We start from the raw sequence: 19,608 nt of genomic DNA on the forward strand, positions 1-19,608 counted from the left end.
CTTTCTCTCCTAATTTTTTTCATGAGGATACCCTATGCTTGAGATTGGCAATCCTGCACCAGATTTTATCTTGGACACAGATACCCAAGGCACAATTACATTATCCAACCTAAAAGGAAAAAGAGTTGTTGTCTACTTTTATCCAAAAGATATGACCCCGGGATGTACTCAAGAAGCCTGTGATTTCCGAGATCATTACTCCCAACTTGAGGACAACCATACGGTTATTATTGGAATTTCTAAAGATAGCCTCAAAAGCCATAGCAAATTTAGAGAGAAAGAAAACCTGAATTTTATCTTAGCGTCCGATCCTGAAGGGGCGACTTGTGAAGCTTATGGTGTCTGGGTCGAAAAATCCATGTACGGGAAAAAATACTTTGGAATTGAGCGCGCGACTTTTCTCATTGATGAAAACGGTTTCCTCCAAAAAATATGGCGTTCTGTCAAAGTAAAAGGACACGTTGACGAAGTTTTGAAAAGCATCAAAGGTTGATCCATTCCATTAAAAAATTTCTTTCGCTCCACACTGTCGGTGTAACCGTGCGACCAATCGTCCCAAAAAAGACAATTGGCTTCCTCAATTTTACTCAATTTCTTCCTCTTTGGAATTGTGTGAACTCAAGGCTTTGTTGAAAAGTATCAATTCATCGCCCTTTAAATAAACGGGGTCAATTTCCAATTGAGAAGGCTTTTTAAAAAGCTGTATCAGTTGATTTTCACAATCTTCCGAATTTGAGCTCACTAAAGAAAGAGGGAAAATCTGAACTTTCTTTTTTTGCTCCTGAAGCCAGGCCTGAAACCAGGAATGCGAAGGGTCAAATGATTTTACAGTCAGCACTACGATGAGATTATTCGTTTTAAAATTGCCCTCTTCAAAACAAGCTTTTAATATATTTAAATCTTCACTATACAACCCAATCGATAATAGCGATGAAAAGCGTGGTAAGAGAGATTTTAGAATTTCTGTTTGATTTCCATTAATAGCAAGGTTCTTACATTCAGGAGCCACCTCAATTAACCAATCTTCATGACCTTGAGAAAGCAGCGTATTGGCCACAAATTCAAATGTATGTTTTTCAAAATCTGTAAGGATTTGCAACCCTAACAGTGAAGGGTTCTCTAGAAGAATCCTTTTTACATTAATCTCAGAAAGTGTTTTTGTCGTAATCCAACTACAAAATTGCCAGGCTATGCCTACATTCATAGAATCTTCATCTGCTTCAGCAAGGGCGCGGACCAAAGAAAAACCAAGAGGCTTTAAGGCTTCTAAATTGAGTGAAAAAATATAATGGGCGCCATGAGTTTTGACGAGGGCCGAGCGGTAGTCCGTCGATAGAAAAATTTCGGAAAGGCCTTTGCTCAGATCGCCTGATTCTACCAAATCCATAAGATCTACAAAACTATGTTTGAGCGGATCCTTCATAAGACATTCACATGCTGTTTTGTCAAAACGCTTTGCTTGAGGAGCTAAGCATTCCATGGAAGCGTGTTGAGGATCATGCTCCCATTTTAAAACTGAGCCTGTCTCTTTTAGAAAAAATATGGATTCAAAAATATCGCCCTTTTCCAAAAGGTTTGAATCTTCCTCAAACCCTGACCAAGTCCATTTTTCGTCCCTAGGAAACATATAAGAACACAAGATTTCCATTCCATTGGAAATGGACTTAAATGAACTTTTTTCGCTCAAAGAGGATAATACAGAAAGTTCAGGTATAAGTTCTCCTAAAACATGAAAACTATTTATAAGTCCGGGCTTCACTTCATAAGTTTTGGGTGCATTTCCTGAAGGCTTTAAATATTTCACATTTTTTAATTCTGCCAAAATTTGTGCAAAATCATTATGAGCGTCAATTGAGAAAAGCTGATCGAGGGTTGTGTAACGTCTAAAAAAGCCATTTAAAAGTGACTTTTCTGAAAAAACGTTCGGATCAATTTGATAAGAACCCTCTTTCAATTGACGCGCTTTATAAAGCACTAAAGATAAAATACTAGCCTCAACACTGTCAGAAAACGTCACATTCTTCTTGTTGACATGAATTGTGGCATTTCCATAGGGAATCGTGGGTGGAAATGGGTTTTCAAAAAGATCATATCCGTATTTGATGAGTGCGATTTCTTCCCGATTCAGCGTGTCCACAGATTGAGTTTTGAGACTTTGGTAATCTTTGAAATTGTAGCCATCTTGCTTGAAAATCTTCGCAAGTCCATCAACCCCCATTAAATGATAGAATTCACTCTGTTCTTCAGGGGTTTTAAACTTCAGCCACATATAACCCAAAAGTGCCTTTTCAATAGGCTTTTCAAAAAGATAACCAACCTCTTGGCTGGCTTTTAAAAAGGTGTCCACAAATCGAAAAGTCAAAAAATCAGAGCGCTTTGATTCGAAGACAAAAAATTGTGGAAATTGAGTTTGCAATTCGTCTAATTCTAATTTTTGCTTGTTGCTAGGCTTTTGAATGAAAACCAACTGAGAAATACGATTAGCTTTGGCATAGTTTTCAATTTCATTGTCTTTGATCAGTCCCAATTTTTTGTATTGAGGAAGGACCTTATCAAAGATTTTTGAATATTTTTGTGGGTCTTGTGGGTCAATACCCAAAGTTTCATATATAGAATCCCCCGTCAGATCAATCTCTTGAAAGATTTGACGCATAAATTCATAACGGAGAAATTGCGGATAATCTTTGCGAATTTCCTCATCAAACTTGGACTTTGGAAACACATTTAAAAGATCTTTTTCTGTCAATTGGTTGGTGGAGCTCAGTTTGATAAGCATAACCACATCATGAAGCGTGAGTTGTCCTATGGGATCGGAACTGGCTTGATTGGCCGTTAAATTCACACCATCGGGAGAGGGGAAGAAGAGCTGAAATAACGCATCTGTATAAGTTTGTGGAGCCCCTTTGGGGTCAAGCGCTTGCACGTGAACAGGAATTTGAGGTTTCCAAATTCCAAGATTTCCAAAAAATCTAGCATTGCTCAATATTTGAATTAAAGAAAATCTTTGGCTGGGTTGGTAAAAAAGCGGTAATTTGCTTTTGGCAACAATCTCATCCGCACCTTTGTAAAAATGACCATCTCCAACAGCAAAGCCTTGGGATGAAAATAACACACTCACAACAAAAGAAAAACGAAATATAAAACGCAAAACACAACACTCCAGAGAAATTGATATAAATATATTTTATAATGAATATGACTACTATTTGCAATATTTATGTAGCCTTAAATCAATCAAAAATGAGGATGTGAAAAAAACAACGACGTCATTAACCTCAAAATTTTCTGAAAGTTCTGGAAATTTTTAGATTGAGAGAAATTGTTCGGAATTCATTTCTTAGCAACATGATAAACCCTTAAATAAATTCACATATTTTTCGTTGAAATATAATTTTTTTCATACATAGGACATGAGCGCCTTTTGATAGTGCACGATTTTAGTTCAACACTCTTGTTTTGCCAAGAATTCGAGACGCTCGAGCGTTCCTTTAATCTTAAAATCGGGTGCATAATCGATGGTGTACCCTTTAAGAACACCATTGGAGAAAACTTCTTGACGGGTTTCATAATCGGGACCAAAGGCCTCTGGGTTTTTGCCGTATACAGCGATCTTAAGGGGCCAATAGGGAATATGGGCTTGAATGGGATCTTTTCCGCCCAAGGTTTGCTCCGCTTTGTGCATGCCTCCAATGAATGTATTCATTTCAAAAGCCCCTTCTGTGGTACTTCCATCAAAAACTTTCGCCACATAAAGGCGCTCACCAGCTTCTGCAGCTTTTAAGAGCGATAATTGATATTGAACGGGAAAAAGAACATCTTTTTCAATCGGAAGTTTCATAACTTCGGGCTGAACATAAGAAATCTCACCAGTTCCATCAACTTTCCGCTTAGCAGACCCTCTGATGTTTTCGACAAGCTCTCCATCCACTTTTCGAAAGGAATTAAAGCGCAAAGTATTTCCATCATTGGATTCCCAAATGGTATAACCCCAACGAATATTTTCAGCACCGCCCTCATTGTCATAAATAATGGTGTCCGAGAGTTGCTCAAGGGTCCAGCCTTCGCAATCTTGACGAAGTTCTAACGACATCTCACCTTCAACATCTGAAACATCCTGAGACGGCATGGCCGAATCCGCAAGGTTTACAGTGTAATGGGCCTTGTGTGACTTGAGTTCTGCGGATTTTAAATCCCCCGCACAAAAGACGCACAGTGCAATCACAATTGAACATACTGATTTTTCGATTGTTTTAAAAAGCAAGGACATTCTTTTCCCATGTCTGTGATTGACTCTTCTCACAATGAGACATATTAATAGAGAAATGAAAGCAAGAAAATAACTGAAAGGAAAAGCTGTGTCATTTCGTGTGTCTTTTTCACAACCCTCTCAAGTTCCTCTTAAAGGCGCCCTCGTTCTTGGGGCTTTTGAAGATCTTAAGTTCACGCCTGCATTTGAAAATTGGGATAAAAAATCCGGTGGTCATATTGGCAAAGCTTTAACCCATACAAAATTTAAAGGAAAAACAGGAAGCTCTGCCATCATTACGGCGCCTGAGAATTTTCATTTTTCTCGGATCGTTTTAATCGGTCTTGGCAAAAAAGAAGACTTCACTGCGAAAAAAGCTGAAGAATTGGGGGGCGCCATTGTGGCTGCGCTTTCGTGCACAATTGATTCTGAAGCCGTTGTCGAATTTGATGGAATCTCTGGACTTAAAGACACAGAACTTGCCGCTCACATTGCATTTGGGGCAAGCCTTAGATCTTGGCAATTCTTGAAATACTTTACGAAAAAAACGGAAGATGAATTAGCACACTTGAAAAAGTTGACCGTTTCCACTTCTGATGAAAAAGATACTCAAAAACAGTTTTCCACACTTGAGAAAATCTTGGACGCGGTTAATCTCGTCAAAGAGGTCGTTTCTGAACCAGCTAATGTAATTTATCCCAAATCTTTGGCGGAAATTGCCAAAACCCTTGAAAAAGATGGCGTTGAAGTTGAAATCTTAAACCAAAAAGATATGGAGAAATTAGGTTTTGGAGCACTTTTAGGCGTTGCTCAAGGAAGTGCCAATGAACCACGTACCGTTGTTTTAAAATGGAATGGCGGCAAAAAAGGAGAGGCGCCCGTAGCCTTTATCGGCAAAGGCGTGACTTTTGATAGCGGTGGAATTTCCATTAAACCTGCAGGCGGTATGGAAGACATGAAATGGGATATGGCCGGTGCTGCAGCTGTTATGGGCACACTCAAAGCCTTGGCAGGACGTAAAGCCAAAGTGAATGCCGTTGGAGTCATGGGGATTGTTGAAAACATGCCCTCAGGGACCGCTCAACGCCCCGGCGATGTTGTAAAGTCTTATTCAGGGCAAACCATTGAAGTTATCAATACAGATGCAGAAGGTCGCCTTGTTTTGGCCGATGTGATTTGGTATGCGCAAGAGCAATTCAAACCTAAAGCCATCGTGGATTTGGCCACTTTGACAGGAGCTATTATTATCTCCTTAGGCCATTCCCGTGCGGGACTTTTCTCTAATAATGATGAGATGGTCAAAACTTTAAAAGCGGCCGGCGATGATGTGGGTGAGCTTTTGTGGCACATGCCTACCGATGATTCCTATTACAAAGATATCGAAAGCGATATTGCGGACATGAAAAACGTTGGTGCGGGTCGAGAAGCGGGAAGCGTTTCTGCTGCTAAATTCATTGAGCGCTATATTCAAAACAAAACCCCATGGGCCCATTTGGATATAGCGGGCACAGCCTGGGCGCCCAAAGATAATGCTTTGAACGCAAAAGGCGCCACCGCATTTGGGGTACGACTTTTGAATGAATGGGTTCGTCAAAACCACGAAGAAAAGTAACAGGAGGGGGGCCCAGCGCCCCCTTTAATTTTTATGACAGAAGTTAGTTTTTATCATCTCACCCGCTCCTCTCTCGAGCAAGCCCTTCCTCGTCTTTTGGAAAAAATCTTAGACGCTCAAAAGCGCGCTATTGTCTATGGTACAACACCTCAGAGAATGGAATCTTTAAACACCAGTCTTTGGACTTTTGGACGGGGAAGTTTTATTCCCCATGGCACAGAAAAAGAAGGCAACGCCGAAGACCAGCCAGTGTGGCTTACAACAGAATCTGAAAACCCTAATGGAGCTACGTTTCTAGTGATGGTTGAAAATCAAAAACTGCCCGACCTCACCCCTTATGAGCGGTGCCTCATTCTTTTTGATGGAAATAATGACACTGCCTTAAAAGACGCCCGTGCAAGCTGGAAAGACCTGAAAGACAAAGGCCTCAGCATTACCTATTGGGCTCAGACTACTGATGGAAAATGGGAAAAAGCGGCTTAAGAGCCCAACCTTAAACGCAATAAAGTTTCCTCACGTCCCAGAACTTCCATAATCTCAAAAATGCTGGGTGAAATGCCTTGTCCGGTTAAAGCCGCGCGCAAAGGCTGAGCGACTTCGCCTAATTTAATTCCCCATGTATCTGCGCAGGTTTTAATGAATTCATGAAGAGAGTCTTCCGTCCACAACCCCTCATAAGCACTTAAAGCGCGGCTAACTTCACCAATATATTTAAGGGCATTTTCCGTTAATAATGATTGCGCTTTTTCATCTCTTGGGAGCGGAAAATGACGAGTATAAAATAGTCCATTTTCGGCAAGTTCCAATGTGGTTTTGGCCCGTTGCTTTAATCCTTTCATGCCTTTTAAAAGACGCTCTTGCCCCAAGGTGTCAACATCTCGACCCAAACGGGGGTGCATGAGGGGTAAAATAAGATCCACAAGGCGTTTATCGTCCGCCTCTCGAATATAGTGCCCATTCAGATTCAAAAGTTTTGCCATATCAAATCGGGAAGGAGATTTTCCGACATGCTCTAAATTGAACCATTTGATGGCTTTATCGGTTGGAATAATTTCCTCATCTCCATGACTCCACCCCAAGCGCAAAAGATAATTGCGGAGCGTTTCTGGCAGAATTCCCATATCACGATAAGCCTCAATTCCCAAGGCTCCGTGGCGTTTGGAAAGTTTGGCGCCATCCACACCATGAATCAGGGGAATATGTGCAAATGCTGGCACATGCCACCCCATGGCTTTATAAAGATGGTATTGACGAAACGCATTGGTCAGATGATCATCACCGCGAATAATATGGGTAATTCCCATATCATAATCATCGACCACAACGGATAGCATATAAGTGGGCGTGCCATCGGCCCGCAATATCACCATATCATCCAGTTGAGCATTGGCAATTTTGACCTCTCCCTGAACGAGATCCTGAATAATTGTCTCTCCTTCTTGGGGAGCCTTAAAACGAATAACGGGCTTAACGCCCTGAGGGGCTTCATGGGCGTCCCGATTACGCCACATCCCATTATAGCGAGGAGAAAGTCCATTTGCCCTCGCTTCCTCTTTCATCATCTCAAGTTCTTCGGGCGAGCAATAGCAATAATAAGCCATTCCTTTTTGCAAAAGTGCATGAGCAACCTCGGCATGACGTGCGGCACGCTCGAATTGAAATACGGTGGATCCATCCCAATTGAGACCAAACCACTCAAGCCCTTCGATGATGGCATCAATAGCCTCTTGTGTTGAGCGTACGCGATCGGTGTCTTCAATCCGAAGATAATATTTCCCCCCATGATGACGCGCAAAAAGCCAATTGAAAAGGGCCGTTCTGGCACTTCCAATATGCAAAAAACCTGTGGGCGATGGGGCAAAACGGGCCATAACCGTCATATGATCTTCACTCCTAAAATTTAATTTTTATGATATATTCAAAAAATTGGGCGGTACGTATCATACCTATTCAAGTTTATAAAACAAAAACAGGGGGGATGGTGAGCCTTTTTTTCAAAGCATGGACTCTTGAGGATTTTTATGAAGACAAAAACCGTTGGTTTTTATGGGTTCCTGTTCTTATGGGGTCTGGAATTGCCATTTATTTTGCACTTCCCCAAGAACCACCCCTGTGGGTTGGTTTTTTGGGTATTGCTCTTTTCTCTTTTCTTACCTGGCTTTTAAGGAATTCTCTTTTAAGACTAATCCCGCTTGCATTTTTAGCACTTTCTATTGGATTTTCCTCAGCATCTTATCGTACGTATTCGTGTTCAACACGAATGCTGAATTATCCCACTCCTCCCCTTTGGATGGAGGGTACGGTTTCAACCGTTGAGCTTAAGGCTTCAAAAAAAGGAAAACTCTTCCAGAGATTCATTTTAAGCGATCTTGTTTCAGAGCAAATCGAAGACCTCCCTCAAAACGTGCGTTTGACGTTCCGAGGACAAGGGGAATCTTTGCGACCAGGTATGAGGGTGAAAGTTTTTGCAAAACTTCTTCCCGTGCAATCCCCATTAGCCCCTGGGACTTACGATTTCAGACGCCAATCCTATTTCCAAAAATTGGGGGGCACAGGATTTATTTTAAAGTCTCCGGAAATTGTGAACCTTCCTGAGGCCAGTTCGTTAAAAGAGAAATTGGAAACATTGAGAGCCAGCATGACGGGAATGTTTATTCGGGGAATGAGCTCCCCCAACGGCGCCATTGGTGCGGCTTTAGTCACAGGAGATCGTGCGGCAATCCCTGAGCCAGTACGTATTTATTTCGTCGATTCCGGCCTTGCCCACGTTTTGGCAATTTCCGGACTGCATCTTACCATTGTGGCAGGTCTCATGTTCTTTATGATACGAAGGTGTCTTTCTTTAATCCCCGCCATTGCCCTTCGCTACCCCATTAAAAAATGGGCAGCGTTGGCTACAATTTTTATGACATTTGTCTACTTGGGAATATCTGGATTTGGAATACCCGCACAAAGATCCACCATTATGACAACTGCAGTTATGGTGGCCATTATGCTCGATCGCACAGCCATTTCCATGAGATCCATTGGGCTTGCCGCCATTTTTATTTTCATGACGATTCCTGAGGCTATTCTCTCTCCCAGTTTTCAATTGTCTTTTGCAGCGGTTGTGGGACTCATTGGTGCTTATGAAAGCGTGAAAAATCCATTTGGCCAATGGATCCATAGGGGAGGCAGAGGGCGCAAAGCCTTGGTTTACTTTGGAGGAATCACCTTTTCCTCCCTCATTGCGACTTTAGCCACAATTCCTTTCACAATTTATACGTTCAACCGATTTACACTTCATGCCATTGAGGCGAATTTAGTCGCCATTCCCCTTGTGGGGATTCTCATTATGCCCTCAGCCGTGGTGACGTGTCTTTTAATGCCTTTTGGACTTGAGTGGATCACGATGCCCATTTATGAATGCGGTATTTCGCTTCTTGTGGATATTGCCAAAACTGTCTCCAGTTGGCCAGGCGCCAATATTTTTGTGGCCACACCCTCCCTTGTTTTTGTTAGCTTATTTACAGGAGGAAGCCTCTGGCTTTTGATTTGGAGAACTCCCTGGCGTTATTTGGGAATCGCGCCCATCTTACTTTCATTGCTAGATTTATATCTCACAAAACCACCTGATATTCTCATTGACGAGAAAGGAAAAACCATGGCAATTCGATTGCCTTCTGGAGAATTTTCTGTAAGCGCAAATCGTCTCAAAACATTTACGTCCGAGCAATGGCAACGACAAACGGCCTCTAGCACGCTAGTGAAAGCCAAAGATAGTCTTGAAAAAACAAATGGTGGATATGCGTATAAAAGCCCTCATGGATACAAAGTTCTAATTCTTGAAAAAGAATCCTCCTTTTCTTGCCAAGGATATGACCTTGTTCTGAGCTCCGAGCCTCTTCGTAAAAATTGTGCAGAAGCTCCCCTCAAAATCGATCGCTTTGATGTGTGGCGAAAAGGAGCTCATGCGATTTGGCTCGACCCCAAAGGTATCCGCATCCAATCAGTCAGAGACTCTCAAGGTGCCCGCCCCTGGACACAAATGGCGATTCCCCGAAAAGACAGAGTTGGAATTTACCAATAGTTCATGGCCAGGACCACCTCATGAAAAACAGAAAGCATCACACCCCCGAATCGTCATGTTGCAACTATTTTACTGACTGCGTCTGAGTTTAGAGAAAAGTGAGGTTTATTTTTGCTAAGCATCACCACATATAACCCTGTAGCAAAGCTTATGCCAATTGCAAAAAAGGTTTTGCAGCAACCCAATCTCTTGGTTATAGTTGAAAGGAAAACTCTTGGCTCAAGATATTTTTCCTTAACGAAAATTTAAAACTTTTCCCGGAGACTGAGGGTATAGAAAGCATAGGTTACTACTCATGAATAAAAATGTCGCTTTATGGATCATTATTGGCTTGTTCTTGATTGCAATATTCAATCTTTTTCAGACGCCCGCAACGTCGACACAGCATGTGACGTTGGATTATAGTGACTTTTTAAATGATGCTAAAACGGGGCAACTCAGCGAAGTCACTCTTGGAAAAGATCGCGCCATTGGAAAATTATCGGATGGATCAATCTTTACAAGTTATATCCCCTCACAGGATACGACACTTGCAGAACGCCTCAATCAAATGGGCGTGAAGGTCAAAGGACCTGTTCCAGAAGAAGAAATGCCTGCTTTTTTCCAAGCTTTAATTGGATGGCTTCCCATGATTCTGCTTGTGGGTGTTTGGGTTTTCTTCATGCGTCAAATGCAATCCGGCGGCAACAAAGCCATGGGTTTTGGAAAATCAAAAGCCAAACTCATGAATGAAAATTCCACCAAAGTCACATTTCAAGATGTGGCCGGTGTAGACGAAGCCAAAGAAGAACTTGAGGAAGTTGTTGAGTTTTTAAGAGATCCTCAAAAGTTCCAAAGATTGGGCGGAAAAATTCCCAGGGGCGTTTTGCTTGTAGGGCCTCCGGGTACCGGAAAAACACTTTTGGCACGCGCTATTGCGGGTGAGGCCAATGTTCCTTTTTTCACCATCTCAGGATCTGATTTCGTCGAGATGTTTGTGGGGGTGGGCGCAAGTCGTGTGCGTGATTTATTCGAGCAAGGCAAAAAAAATGCACCGTGCATTATTTTCATCGATGAAATCGATGCTGTGGGGCGCCATCGCGGGGCAGGTCTTGGCGGCGGAAATGATGAGCGCGAGCAAACATTAAACCAACTTTTGGTGGAAATGGATGGATTTGAAGCCAATGATGGTGTCATTTTAATTGCAGCCACCAACCGGCCCGATGTCTTAGATCCAGCCTTGCTGCGTCCCGGTCGTTTTGATCGGCAAGTAGTTGTCCCCAACCCTGATGTTGCGGGACGTGAAAAAATCTTGCGCGTGCATATGCGCAACGTGCCTTTGGCGCCCGATGTGGAGCCTCAAATTATTGCCCGTGGAACCCCTGGTTTTTCCGGTGCGGATTTGGCGAACCTTGTGAATGAAGCCGCCCTCTTGGCCGCCCGCCGCAATAAACGCGTGGTCTCTATGTCTGAGTTTGAAGAAGCCAAAGATAAGGTCATGATGGGGGCTGAACGCCGCACATTAGCAATGAGCGATGAGGAGAAAAAACTCACCGCCTATCATGAGTCTGGACATGCGGTTGTGGCATTTCACTCAGTTGATTCTGATCCCATCCACAAAGCCACAATCATCCCCCGAGGTCGTGCCTTGGGTATGGTCATGAGACTTCCTGAAGGGGATCGCGTTTCCATGTCACGCTCTCGAATTTTTGCAGATTTGGCTGTGGCCATGGGCGGACGAATCGCTGAAGAGCTCATTTTTGGATATAATAAAGTCACAACAGGCGCATCTTCCGATATCAAAATGGCAACGGGCATGGCACGACGAATGGTCACTGAATGGGGCATGAGCGATAAATTGGGCCCTGTCCAATATGGTGAAAACAACCAGGAAGTTTTCTTGGGCCACTCGGTGACACAAAACAAAAGCATTTCTGAATCTACCTCTCAAATTATTGATCAAGAGGTCAAGCGCATTGTTGAGGACTCTTACGCAACTGCGAAAAAGATCTTAACTGATCATCGCGATCATCTGGAACTTTTGGCGGAAACGTTACTTGAATTTGAAACGCTCACAGGTGACGAAATCCAAGAGCTTTTGACAACTGGTAAATTCAATCGCACAACCGTTGTGGAGCCTTCTAAAAAATCGGTGACATCTTCTTCAATTCCCACCTCTGAAAAAGAAGCGCCGAAGAAGAAAACAACGCGATCCAAACCAAAGCCCTCTCCCCAAACCAATTGATGTTAAGAGTAGAAAATTATGACGCGTAAATATTTTGGAACTGATGGTATTCGAGGTCGTGCAAATGCTGAGCCTTTCACGCCTGAGACACTCACAAGAATTGCGCAAGCCATTGGTCTTCAGTTTTTAAAAGACAATGGTCACCACCGTGTTGTCATTGGCAAAGATACGCGCGTTTCCGGATATATGATAGAATCTGCATTAACCGCAGGATTTACCTCGATTGGCATCGAAGTCCTTTCCGTAGGGGTTTTGCCAACGCCTGCCATTGCGATGCTAACACGTACTTTGCGGGCAGATTTAGGTGTTATGATTTCAGCCTCTCACAACCCTTATTATGACAATGGAATTAAGCTTTTCACCGCCGAAGGCATAAAACTCTCTGACGACGTTGAAATGGAAATTGAGGAACGTATCTCAACGCATATGCCTTTGGCAGCTCCTTCAAAATTGGGGTACGTTCAACGTATTCCGGATGCTGGTGGTCGCTATATTGAATTTGTGAAAAATAGTATTGCCCGAAATATTCGTCTTGAGGGATTTCATATTGTGCTCGATTGTGCACAAGGGGCAGCGTATAAAGTGGCCCCCACAGTCCTCCATGAGTTGGGAGCTCATGTAATTCGAATGGGGTGCGAGCCAGATGGCATCAATATTAATGAAGGCTGCGGCGCCACGCACACAGCCAAACTCTCTCAAAAGGTGATGGAAACAGGTGCGGATCTTGGGATTGCCTTTGATGGGGACGCGGATCGCGTGGCTTTTTGTGACGAGCATGGCCACGAGATTAATGGCGATCAAATCATGGCATTGATTGGAAAGCGTTGGCATCAAGAAGGTCGTCTTAAAAGCAATTCTGTTGTGGCCACTGTCATGTCGAATTTAGGCCTTGAAAAATATCTCGAAGGAGAAGGTTTAAAGCTTGTACGCACACCTGTGGGTGACCGTTATGTTGCCGAAAAAATGCGCAAAGAAGGCTATAATGTGGGTGGCGAGCAATCGGGTCATATTATTCTCAGTGATTATTCTTCGGCAGGTGATGGACTTCTAACAGCTCTTCAAATTCTTTCTGTTTTTGCAACTGAACAAAAGCCCGCAAGCCAGCTTTTCCGTGTTTTTGAACCTTACCCTCAAGTGCTTAAAAATGTAAAATTGGATACGGCCATCATCACACGTCCAGAAGCGGAATCTTTAATCCAGAATTTACAAAAGAAATTAGGAAATGACGGACGTGTTCTTGTACGACCTTCAGGAACGGAACCTCTTGTGCGTATTATGATTGAAGGGCCTGATCAGGTGACGATTACGGAAGATGCTGAAATTTTGGCCTCCGCTTTTCTCAAGATGGCGTCATAAAAAACGCCTTTTTGAAAAAATTAATGCATTCTTAATATTTTTCTGCGTTAAATCATGATAAAATAAAAGAAAAAGAATAGGGAGGCAGGAGTTATGCCAGATGGACCTAACATTTTCTCAATGCTTTACCAAAAAATGAACTGGGTGAACCACCAATTCACAACGGTTTCTGAAAATATTGAAAACGCAAATGTCCCGGGTTGGGACCAAAGAGTTCTTCAACCCTTATCCTTTCAAAAGACGATGGACGCCCATTCTTCAAATCCAATGATCACTCATGAAAATCATCTTCAAGGGCACAAAGAGTCTCAAAGCTATAAAATTGCAAAAGATAAAATGAGGAGCTCCACTCTTTCGGGAAATTCCGTGGTGATTGAGGAAGAACTTCAAAAACTCAATGAGGCATCCATTAAACATGCAGAAATGACTAAGCTTTATAAAAAGTTAACAGAAATTTTGAAACTTCCCTTGAGGCCTTAGGAGAAAACGAATGTCCAACCCCGTTTCTGGCCCTTTAAATCGTGCACTTCATGGCCTGTCTTATGGCATGTCCAATGATCAAAGGCGTATGGAAATTGCTACAGAAAATTTTATTAATGCGAATACAACCGCGTCTCAACCGGGAGGCGATCCTTATCGCAGAAAAATCACAAGTTATACAGCCCAGTTTGATCCCAATGCGGGAAAAAAAGTTTATCATCTTAAGGAACAACGCGACTCCTCTGAATTTTTAACGGAATACGATCCAACCCACCCGGCCGCAGACACCAACGGCATGGTAAAAAAACCTAATATTAATCCCATGATGGAATCCGTGGATTTTCAAAAAGCAGGTGTGGATCACCAAGCCAAGGTGGAAGCTTATAAAACTATTTCACGGACGCTTCACAATACTATCGGACTTATGGATCCGAATCGTTAATCAGGAGATAACTTATGACAAATCCACTCATTAATGCCTATAAAGTGGCGCAAAATTTAGGGGTTGGAACGCAAGGCATGGATGCCCGTGAAGGGGCTCCCGTTCCGCAAAGCTTTCAAAATATCTTTGATGGACTTTCTCATGAATCCTCTCAAAACAATTCCGTTTCAAGCGTTTCTCAAAATATGTTTACATCAACTCGTGATCTTATGCGCGATGCCGAAAATAAAGCTAAATTAAGCGCAGAAGAAAAAATTGATCCTTTAGAAGTCTCTCATGCCATGAACAATGCAAGCATAGCAGCTGAGCAGCTTACAACAACAATCTCTAAGACAATTGAAGCTTATAAATCCGTTGCCAATATGCAGTTCTGATTACTGAATTTCTTCTTTTGAAGAAATATCATCTTCTGAGAATTTTTTGCGAGCTAATTCAAGTTTCAATTTAAAGTCTTGTCCATAGACTAGCGCGTCAAAATATGGAAATTTTTCTATACTTTTAAGCTTCATATCAATGAGTTCAATTAAAAAGATATGATCTGATTTTTGAACACCTTCAGAATTTTTAATCACTTCTGCTAAGTTTGAAGAAAGAAAAGGTCGATAAAAATTCATAACCCCTTCCTTATTGGCAGAAGTTAGCTCAGCTTTAATCGCACGAATAAACCCAAGAGGACTTTGCGTCCAATCAATATTTTTCAATTGGATCATTTCTTTTGAAGGCACCACCTTCTGTTTTTTTGAGGATGTGCTGTAAATTTTTTGATTTTCTTTATTTTTTCCACAAAAAGCAGGGAAAGAAAACAAGCTTAAAACCAGAACTAGATTTAATAACATTTTAACATCGATAAATAATGATCATAAGAAAGTAAAATTCAAATAACATTAATTTTTGATTTTATCAATCAATTATTTTTTCTGCCCCCACTCACTGATAGAGAGTGGGAAGACCGAACAAAAATCCCTGACCATAATCCACATGAATATCAAGGATCTTTTTGAGCTCATCTTCTTTTTCAATTTTTGTAGCAATAAGATCTATATTAAACTTATCAAGGTTTTTCTTAAGTGTTTTTAAAAATTCAGGACCTTGCGATTCCATTGTTTCAATCAAAAGCTTTTGATTCACTTTCACATAAGAAAACCCTTGCTCTTGAAGCTCTTTAATATTCAAATCAAGCGTATTAGGCTGATCAAGAGAAAAGCGAGCCCCACGCTGCACCAACTTTCCATGAAGCTTATTCTCAGTACTTCTCAAAAGAGAATAAGCTTCATTTGTCAATTCAAAATAAAGTCCCTTTAAAATCGTTCTTTCTGCATCAATAAATTCAATCAAGCTTTCCATGAAAAATCGATCTGAAATGGAACGTTCAGAAATATTGACGAAGAAACCCATAGAAAATTGTTTCTTTTGAACTTTACGAATAATCTGAATAGAACGAAAGAGAATGGCGTTATCGATTGTGGGCATAAGTCCCGCTTTTTCAGCAATATCAATGTAATGTTCAGGAGAGAGATTTACCCCACCATCTAGGGCTTTAATCCGAGAGTAACACTCAAAAAATCGAGGTTTTCTTTGGGGCAAGCTTACAACAGGCTGCAATAAAAGCTCCACTTGATCTGATTTTAAAGCTTTCCTGAGACGTGCCAAAACCTCATCGGGATTAGATAAAAATTCAACTTTTACTTCAGGTTGAGACTTCAGACTCAAACTTCCATATTTTTGGGGCTGCAATGTTGATTGAGGAGGAGATGATTTTGGGGCCACCTCAATAATAGGCTCACTCAATTTCTCAAAAATTTGGCTTAAAATATCAAGTTCAGCTTGAGATTGAGAAAGTGTATGTTTGTCAACCGTGGTCAAAAGATGCTCGAGAATTGCGCGTTCTCCGTGAAAGGCTTTTAAAACATCTTGATGTCCTTTTTGCAAATGATCGAGTTTAAGAAGAATACTCTTCGAGTGTGTTTTTTGTTGGCGCATCAAAAGAATGAAAGCAAGAGCTATCGCCCCCATGATAAGGCCAAAAAACACGAAGTATACATCCGGCAAAAAAGTCATGTCCCTGAATGGTCCTTTTTTCTTTTCAGTCTACATGTTTTATTTGTCTTGTCCAACCCCCTCATCTTGAGTTATGAAGGACCCTTGTTCATTGAAGGTAATTTAAAATGTCAGATCAAAGAGTCTCTTCAGAAAAACCAAAGGCCTCCAAACGTAGCCTTTCTCGCCTTGCTGCAATTCAAGCAATGTTTCAAATTGAACAATCGGGAGATGCTCCCTCAGCCGTGATTCGGGAATTTCTCGAGCATCGATTGGGACAAGAAATTGATGGTGATCATTACCTTCGGGCGGATACAACATTGTTCGCCAATCTCGTGCGCGGATGTTCTCAGGAGATTACAAAAATTGATGAACTCATTGCAGGATCCTTGGCCAAGGATTGGACACTAGAGCGAATTGAATCCGTGATTCGTGCGATTTTAAGACTTGGCACTTATGAGCTCAAAGACCATCTAGAAACCCCCACCCTTGTGATTATCAATGAGTATTTAGAACTCACCCGTGCATTTTACGACCATGATGAGGAAGTTTCTTTTGTGAATGGAGTTTTAGACAAGATTGCAAAGATACTTCGCCAAGGGATGGACTTACGTGAAGGGACGTCTCCTCACAAAGAAGACTGATTTTTCAAAATTTAACGAAAAAAAGCAAAAAAAAGTTGGACGAATCTCAGAGATGTTGTATAGATCTCTTCGTCGCCGGATTAGCTCAGTTGGTAGAGCAACTGATTTGTAATCAGTAGGTCGCGAGTTCGAATCTTGCATCCGGCACCATTTTTTAAAAATCCTCCCATCTTAAATCTCAAGCCAATTAGTCTACGATTGCACACAGATTCAAAAACCGTTAGAATTTTACCATCGGATAACGGGACCTTAAATTCATGCTCAGTTTTTATTTTAATGCGTTTGTGAACCTTTTTATTATTATTGATCCCATTGTGGTGATTCCTGTTTTTTTAGCCCTCACACAAAGTGAAACACCTCAACAGCGAAATCAAACGGCTCTTAAAGCTTGTATTATTTCGGCCATTGTTTTGGTTTCTTTTGGTTTTTTGGGAAAGCAATTGCTGGACACCATGGGCATTACCGATGCTGCTTTCCGGATTGCGGGAGGCCTTCTTCTCATGTTAGCCGCTATTGAAATGGTCGTCGCCAAACACACAGGTATGACTTCAACAACTTCTGAAGAAGACAAAGAAGCACGTTATAAAACGGACGTCTCTGTGTTTCCTTTGGCAATTCCCTTGATTGCAGGGCCTGGCGCCATGACGTTGCTTCTTCTTTTAATGCAAGAAGTTGAGCATAGTTTCATTCTTCAAACAGGTGTAATTGCAACCGCTTTGGTCGTAATTGTGATCACTTATGTGATCCTTTTGGCTGCAAAACAACTTGGGAAAGTTTTGGGGGTCACGGGAACCAATGTGATCTCCCGTGTTTTTGGAATTATTTTGGCGGCATTGGCCGCACAATTTATTCTAACTGGCGTTCGTGAGGGACTTAAACTTGACCAGCTTTTGTCGTTTGGGGCAGGTTTTGGACTACCATCCATTGGATAATTTCTAAGACCATTTGATCAACAGCCTTTTGAAATCCATCACGAATAGAAATCTGATTATTTTGCCTAATCGGGACACTTTTTGTAAAGTGATGGGAGACCAAAACTTGCCGTTTTTTCAAACTCAAGACTTTTACAAAAAGATCAATTTGGGCTACAGGCAATCCCTTTTCATAATGAACAGAAAAATCCCGCAATTGGGATTGTAAAATCAAATTGGCCATAATACCAGAGCCTGGACCTCCGACGTTGGGAAAGAGGTTCGAGTTCTCAAAGCCTTGAATCAAAAGATTTTGCAACATTGACGGTGCTCTATCCGTCCAAAGAGCACCTTCAATATAAGTTCGCGTTCCCTGTTCAGGAGAGACCGCAATTTCAGCCGTGTTCAAACTTGCATCAGCAGATGGGGTTTTAATCAAAAGACCTGATTCAAAAACGTGATCCGTCTTCAATTCCGGGGAAGGAGCTGAAAGCGTATATTGCGTCTTTGGTTCAGAGGTTGGAAAAATACTGCATCCTGAAAGAAAAAACACACTTAGGAGGAGGGAAATCCCCAGTCTCTCATACTGATAAGTTTTCTTGGCTTGCTCCGCCGTTCCAGTCAGCCTCTTTTTATGAGTTCCTGAGATAAATTCAGGGTGACGGTTCATAATTTTTTTCATGACATTTTACCTTTCAGGAACTACAAAGCCTTTTTGCGTGGAAGGGAGAATAAATCCAGAAGGATTTGCCTCAAAACGCTGAATGGCTGAGGATAAACTTTCAAACGTATCTTTTGCTTCTACAATGGTTTCTTCGAGTTCATAAAGACCTTGACCGGAAAAGGAAGAGATCCCTTCTCGGTTTTCAATAAGAACATCTTTAATGTTTTTTCCGACATCATTAATGGTTTCAGCTGTGACCCGAATTTGAGCGAGAGCCTCTTGTGTATTGTGAGTAATTCCACCCCACGAATCACGAAAATCTTTAACGGCGCCTTTCATCTCTGGGATTAGTGTTTTGAAAGATTGAGACGCTTCATTCAGATTGGCCAAAAGTTCAGAAAAGGCCTTTTGATTTTTTTCATCTACAATATTACTCAAACGATTAAGAAGCTTGTTCGCTCGATCCAAAGCCTCTGGTGCACTGGCAATGAGCTCTTGAAAATTGGAGGGTTTAAAAGGAATAATAGGGTATTTTTGGCCATGTTTCGTTTTCAAAAGTGCGCTTTCTTTTTTACCCCCTGAAATTTGAACCACAACATAACCTGTAAGCCCCTGCATTTCTAACATGGCCGAGGAATCTTCTTTGATGGGAATATTGCTTTTAATCCCCACTGTCACACGGACTTGTTCCACGTCTTCAGGATCAATCACAATTTTTTTTACCGTTCCAATGGGAACACCATTGTAATTGACGTTACTACCCTCAAGAAGACCTGTGACGGCACCGCGAAAATAAATATAATAATAAGACATTTTGCGATCAAGGTCCGATCCTGCAATCCACAGTGTAAAGAGAAGAATGCCAGCAAAAGCCAACATCACAAAGCTGCCGACAATAAAATAACTTGCTTTCTTTTCCATTC

Annotated in this window: 18 protein-coding genes and 1 tRNA gene; 12 read left to right on the top strand and 7 right to left on the bottom strand. The window is 41.7% G+C overall.

Going from position 1 to position 19,608, the window contains the following annotated elements; all coding sequences use genetic code 11:
* The first annotated feature begins 34 nt into the window (after nucleotides 1–34).
* Nucleotides 35–493 carry a thioredoxin-dependent thiol peroxidase gene (gene bcp, locus Bealeia2_RS07940; protein WP_331256509.1) on the top strand — a complete coding sequence of 153 codons (459 nt, stop codon included), beginning with the start codon at nucleotides 35–37 and terminating at the stop codon, nucleotides 491–493.
* Nucleotides 494–583: 90 nt separating this feature from the next.
* Here bcp and Bealeia2_RS07945 read toward each other — a convergent pair whose 3' ends face one another.
* Nucleotides 584–3,148 carry a hypothetical protein gene (locus Bealeia2_RS07945; RefSeq protein ID WP_331256510.1) on the bottom strand — a complete coding sequence of 855 codons (2,565 nt, stop codon included), beginning with the start codon at nucleotides 3,146–3,148 and terminating at the stop codon, nucleotides 584–586.
* Nucleotides 3,149–3,442: 294 nt separating this feature from the next.
* On the bottom strand, nucleotides 3,443–4,267 hold the full coding sequence (locus Bealeia2_RS07950; RefSeq protein WP_331256511.1) for an EipB family protein: 825 nt from the start codon (nucleotides 4,265–4,267) through the stop codon (nucleotides 3,443–3,445).
* Nucleotides 4,268–4,355: 88 nt separating this feature from the next.
* Between Bealeia2_RS07950 and Bealeia2_RS07955 the strand changes: the two genes are divergently transcribed.
* Both Bealeia2_RS07955 and Bealeia2_RS07960 read left to right on the top strand, forming a co-directional pair.
* Entirely contained in the window at nucleotides 4,356–5,858 is a 1,503-nt protein-coding gene (locus tag Bealeia2_RS07955) for a leucyl aminopeptidase (protein WP_331256512.1), read from the top strand.
* 33 nt (nucleotides 5,859–5,891) lie between these two features.
* Nucleotides 5,892–6,341, top strand: a complete 450-nt coding sequence (locus tag Bealeia2_RS07960; RefSeq protein WP_331256513.1) for a DNA polymerase III subunit chi — start codon at nucleotides 5,892–5,894, stop codon at nucleotides 6,339–6,341.
* Here the strand turns inward: Bealeia2_RS07960 and gltX are convergent.
* Nucleotides 6,338–7,738 (bottom strand): glutamate--tRNA ligase, encoded by a 1,401-nt coding sequence (gltX, locus tag Bealeia2_RS07965; RefSeq protein ID WP_331256514.1) that lies wholly within the window; start codon nucleotides 7,736–7,738, stop codon nucleotides 6,338–6,340. The two genes, Bealeia2_RS07960 and gltX, sit on opposite strands and share 4 nt — an antisense overlap.
* Before the next feature lie 29 nt (nucleotides 7,739–7,767).
* On the opposite strand from gltX, the gene Bealeia2_RS07970 reads away from it, so the two are divergent.
* The 6 genes from Bealeia2_RS07970 (at nucleotide 7,768) to Bealeia2_RS07995 (ending at nucleotide 14,803) form a co-directional block, all read left to right on the top strand.
* Complete coding sequence (locus Bealeia2_RS07970) at nucleotides 7,768–9,927, top strand: ComEC/Rec2 family competence protein (protein WP_331256515.1); 2,160 nt, start codon at nucleotides 7,768–7,770, stop codon at nucleotides 9,925–9,927.
* 295 nt (nucleotides 9,928–10,222) lie between these two features.
* Nucleotides 10,223–12,151 carry an ATP-dependent zinc metalloprotease FtsH gene (gene ftsH / locus Bealeia2_RS07975; RefSeq protein WP_331256516.1) on the top strand — a complete coding sequence of 643 codons (1,929 nt, stop codon included), beginning with the start codon at nucleotides 10,223–10,225 and terminating at the stop codon, nucleotides 12,149–12,151.
* A gap of 18 nt (nucleotides 12,152–12,169) precedes the next feature.
* Nucleotides 12,170–13,507, top strand: a complete 1,338-nt coding sequence (gene glmM, locus Bealeia2_RS07980; protein ID WP_331256517.1) for a phosphoglucosamine mutase — start codon at nucleotides 12,170–12,172, stop codon at nucleotides 13,505–13,507.
* 93 nt (nucleotides 13,508–13,600) lie between these two features.
* Nucleotides 13,601–13,987: a hypothetical protein gene (locus tag Bealeia2_RS07985; protein ID WP_331256518.1), complete on the top strand. Its 387-nt coding sequence runs from the start codon at nucleotides 13,601–13,603 to the stop codon at nucleotides 13,985–13,987.
* A 10-nt stretch (nucleotides 13,988–13,997) separates the two neighbouring features.
* Nucleotides 13,998–14,429 (top strand): flagellar basal body rod protein FlgC, encoded by a 432-nt coding sequence (locus Bealeia2_RS07990; protein ID WP_331256519.1) that lies wholly within the window; start codon nucleotides 13,998–14,000, stop codon nucleotides 14,427–14,429.
* Between the two features lie 14 nt (nucleotides 14,430–14,443).
* Nucleotides 14,444–14,803, top strand: coding sequence for a flagellar hook-basal body complex protein FliE (locus tag Bealeia2_RS07995; protein ID WP_331256520.1), 360 nt, complete (start codon nucleotides 14,444–14,446; stop codon nucleotides 14,801–14,803).
* On the opposite strand, the gene Bealeia2_RS08000 is transcribed toward Bealeia2_RS07995, so the two are convergent.
* Nucleotides 14,804–15,265 (bottom strand): hypothetical protein, encoded by a 462-nt coding sequence (locus Bealeia2_RS08000; protein ID WP_331256521.1) that lies wholly within the window; start codon nucleotides 15,263–15,265, stop codon nucleotides 14,804–14,806.
* 91 nt (nucleotides 15,266–15,356) lie between these two features.
* A complete protein-coding gene (locus Bealeia2_RS08005) occupies nucleotides 15,357–16,487 on the bottom strand; it encodes an EAL domain-containing protein (protein ID WP_331256522.1) in 1,131 nt (376 codons plus the stop codon).
* Nucleotides 16,488–16,594: 107 nt separating this feature from the next.
* Here Bealeia2_RS08005 and nusB point away from each other — a divergent pair, with 107 nt between their 5' ends.
* From nusB to Bealeia2_RS08020, 3 genes are all read left to right on the top strand, one after another.
* Entirely contained in the window at nucleotides 16,595–17,110 is a 516-nt protein-coding gene (gene nusB, locus Bealeia2_RS08010) for a transcription antitermination factor NusB (protein ID WP_331256523.1), read from the top strand.
* A gap of 74 nt (nucleotides 17,111–17,184) precedes the next feature.
* Nucleotides 17,185–17,260 (top strand) — tRNA-Thr (locus tag Bealeia2_RS08015).
* 107 nt (nucleotides 17,261–17,367) lie between these two features.
* Nucleotides 17,368–18,042 (top strand): MarC family protein, encoded by a 675-nt coding sequence (locus Bealeia2_RS08020; protein ID WP_331256524.1) that lies wholly within the window; start codon nucleotides 17,368–17,370, stop codon nucleotides 18,040–18,042.
* Here the strand turns inward: Bealeia2_RS08020 and Bealeia2_RS08025 are convergent.
* Both Bealeia2_RS08025 and Bealeia2_RS08030 read right to left on the bottom strand, forming a co-directional pair.
* Nucleotides 17,984–18,703 (bottom strand): ABC-type transport auxiliary lipoprotein family protein, encoded by a 720-nt coding sequence (locus tag Bealeia2_RS08025; RefSeq protein ID WP_331256525.1) that lies wholly within the window; start codon nucleotides 18,701–18,703, stop codon nucleotides 17,984–17,986. The two genes, Bealeia2_RS08020 and Bealeia2_RS08025, sit on opposite strands and share 59 nt — an antisense overlap.
* Before the next feature lie 6 nt (nucleotides 18,704–18,709).
* Nucleotides 18,710–19,606 carry an MlaD family protein gene (locus tag Bealeia2_RS08030; RefSeq protein WP_331256526.1) on the bottom strand — a complete coding sequence of 299 codons (897 nt, stop codon included), beginning with the start codon at nucleotides 19,604–19,606 and terminating at the stop codon, nucleotides 18,710–18,712.
* Nucleotides 19,607–19,608 lie beyond the last annotated feature (2 nt).

Source organism: Candidatus Bealeia paramacronuclearis (assembly GCF_035607555.1).
Lineage (GTDB): Bacteria > Pseudomonadota > Alphaproteobacteria > UBA9655 > UBA9655 > Bealeia > Bealeia paramacronuclearis.